Origin of the sequence: Synechococcus sp. B60.1 (assembly GCF_047462555.1) — a bacterium.
Classification (GTDB): domain Bacteria; phylum Cyanobacteriota; class Cyanobacteriia; order Thermostichales; family Thermostichaceae; genus Thermostichus.
In genome coordinates, this window is sequence record NZ_JANSJN010000045.1 from 18,215 (window position 1) to 21,464 (window position 3,250).

A 3,250-nucleotide genomic window follows, 5' to 3' on the forward strand; every position below is an offset into this window, starting at 1 on the left:
CGGCTGAAGCTGGGGCTGTTTTGGCGGGAATGGCTGACCGACCACTTTCTGGATCGCTACTTTGATCGCCGGGCCTACTACGAGCTGGATTCCAACGCCGCTAACACAGAGATTGATAACCCCGACCAGCGCATCTCCGAAGACGTTCGCTCCTTTACCGGCACTACCCTTTCTTTTTTGCTGGATATTCTCGACTCGATCCTCACCCTCTACGCCTTTACCGGCATCCTCTACAGCATCTCCCGCCCCTTGGCGGTGGGATTGGTTATCTATGCTACCATTGGCACCGCCATTGCCATTGTGGCTGGACGCAAGCTAATTAAAATTAACTTCGATCAACTGCGCTACGAGGCCGATTTTCGCTACAGCCTAGTCCACGTGCGGGACAACGCTGAGTCCATCGCCTTTTACCAGGGAGAAGACCTAGAGCTGAGGCAGATCTTGAATCGCTTTGCCGCTGCCCTGCGCAACTTTGACTTGTTAATCATCTGGCAGGCTATTATTGACATTTTTCAGTACGCCTATAACTATTTCACGCGCATTGTGCCCTACGTAATTGTGGCCCCTCTTTACTTTAGCGGCGTACGGGATTTTGGCACCATTACCCAGGCCACCATTGCCTTTAGCCAGGTGCTGAGTGCCCTTTCAATTGTGGCCAACCAGATCCAAAGCATCTCCAGCTTTGCCGCCGGGATCAACCGTCTAGGGTCCTTTTACGAAACGTTGGAGAATCCGGCCCTGCGCCACACCCGCGACCGGGAGAGCACCATCCAAACTCGCATTGCTCCCCAACTGGCGCTGCAGCAGGTTACTCTGCTAACACCAAACTCAGAACGAACCCTGGTGCGGGATCTGTCCCTGAGTTTAGAGGCAGGCCAACGGCTGCTCATTGTGGGGGCCAGCGGCAGCGGCAAGAGCTCCCTGCTGCGGGCCATTGCCGGCCTGTGGAACAACGGCCAGGGATCCATCGCCCGCCCCGACACCACCGAGATGCTCTTCCTGCCGCAAAAGCCCTACATGCTGCTGGGATCCCTGCGGGATCAACTCCTCTATCCAGGTCGTCGCCGGGATCTCAGCGATGCAGATCTCATCCGGGTTTTGGCCCAGGTGAACCTAGCCGATTTGCCGGAGCGGGTGGGCGGCTTTGACGTGGAGAAAGATTGGGCCAGCACCCTCTCTTTGGGGGAACAGCAGCGCCTGGCCTTTGCCCGCATTTTGATTACTCAGCCCCGCTACGCCATTTTGGACGAGGCCACCAGCGCCCTGGATGTGGCCAACGAAAAGCTGCTCTACCGGCAACTGCAACACCTCAACACCACCTACGTCAGCGTCGGCCACCGCCCCACTCTCCTGGCCTACCACGACCTTGTCTTGGAGCTACAGGGCAACTCTGCCTGGAAACTCTGGTCGGCAGCAGAATACGGCGCCCGCCTGGCCCTGGCCGGCTAGAGCGCTGCCTTAGCTCTCAAGCTGCCCTGGTACCCCTCACCCCCGGCCCCTTTCCCAGAGGGAGAGGGGAGTAGGCTGTTCCACCTCAAACCCATAGAACTGGACGCGGCCCAGGGGAGATGCTACCCTGTTTCACAAGTATTCCGACCGGATTACTGGAGAATCAGATGAGCTCCCTTGTCGGCTCTGAGGCCAAGCGCTCCAAGGTGGAGCAGATCAAGGCAGATAGCCATTTCCTGCGGGATCCCTTGCAGCAGGAGCTGGCCCAAGACACTACCCACTTTAGCGAGGCGGCGGTGCAGGTGCTCAAGTTTCATGGCGCCTACCAGCAGGACGACCGGGATCTGCGGCAGCAGCGGAAGCAGGAGGGACGGGAGCGGGCCTACGAGATGATGCTGCGCACCCGTATTCCGGGGGGGCATGTGCCGCCGCAGCTCTACTTGACCCTGGATCGGCTGGCCGATGAGTACGGCAACGGCACCCTGCGGGCCACCACCCGGCAGACCTTTCAACTCCACGGGATCTTGAAGAAAAATCTCAAGGCCACGGTGGCCAGCATCGTCCGGCAGATGGGATCCACCCTGGCCGCCTGTGGCGATGTCAACCGCAACGTCATGGCACCAGTCGCCCCCTACAAAAACCGGCCTGCCTACCGCTACGCCCAGGAGTATGCCCGCAAGCTGGCGGATCTCCTGGCTCCAAAGACTTCTGCCTACTACGAGCTGTGGGTGGATGGAGAGCCGGTTCCCATCCCGCCGGTGGATCCGGAAGTCCAGGAAGCCGAGCAGTTTGTGGGCAACGGCGTGAGGCTGGAGGGGCCGGAACCTCTCTATGGCCCGGTCTATCTGCCCCGCAAGTTTAAGACGGCCATCGCCGTAGCCGGGGAGAACACCGTCGATGTGTACTCCCAAGACCTGGGTTTGATCGTCCTCACCGACCGCAAGGGCAACCTCAAGGGCTTCAACATCGTGGTGGGCGGCGGCATGGGGCGCACCCATGGCAAGGAGGAGACCCAACCCCTTTTGGCCCAGAAGCTCTGCTTTGCCCCGCCGGAAGCGGTGTACCGGGTTTGCCAGGCGATTTTGGCGGTGCAGCGGGATCACGGCAACCGCTACGACCGCAAGCAGGCACGGCTGAAGTATCTGGTGCGTGACTGGGGGATCCGCAAGTTTCGCCGCGTGGTCGAGCAGTACCTGGGGGAGAAGCTACTGCCCTTCCGGCGCATGCCCAAGTTTGTCCCCAACAGCGACGACTACCTGGGCTGGCACGAGCAAGGGGATGGCCGTTGGTTTTTGGGCCTCTCCATTGAAAATGGCCGCATCCAAGATACGCCGGAGCGGCAGTTGAAAACGGCCCTGCGCAAGATTGTAGAGGAATTTTCCCTCCACCTGCGGCTGACTCCTACGCAGGACGTGATCTTCATTGACATCGAGGATCACCAGCGAGAGGCCATCAACCAGATCCTCAAGTCCCATGGGGTGCTTTCCAAAGAGGAGATTCCGGAGCTGGTGCGGCTCTCCATGGCCTGTCCGGCGCTTCCCACCTGCGGCTTAGCCATTACCGAGTCGGAGCGAGCCCTGCCCACCCTGATTCGCCAGTTGGATCAGGTGTTGCAGGAGCTGGGGCTGCAGGATTCGCCCTTTTTGGTGCGCATGACCGGCTGCCCCAATGGCTGTGCCCGGCCTTACTTGGCAGAGCTCGGCTTGGTGGGATCCGCCCCCGATGGCTACTACCAAATCTGGCTGGGGGCCAGCCCGCAAGGGGATCGCCTGGCCCAGCCGTTTCAGGATCGGGTGCACAT

General features: G+C 60.2%; 2 protein-coding genes. Both read left to right on the forward strand.

The window, feature by feature from the left end:
* Positions 1-1,449 (forward strand): ABC transporter ATP-binding protein/permease (locus NW863_RS06780; protein ID WP_414365443.1); only part of this gene is annotated, 1,449 nt, incomplete at its 5' end.
* A 167-nt stretch (positions 1,450-1,616) separates the two neighbouring features.
* On the forward strand, positions 1,617-3,250 hold a 1,634-nt coding region (locus tag NW863_RS06785; RefSeq protein ID WP_414365445.1), incomplete at its 3' end, for an NADPH-dependent assimilatory sulfite reductase hemoprotein subunit.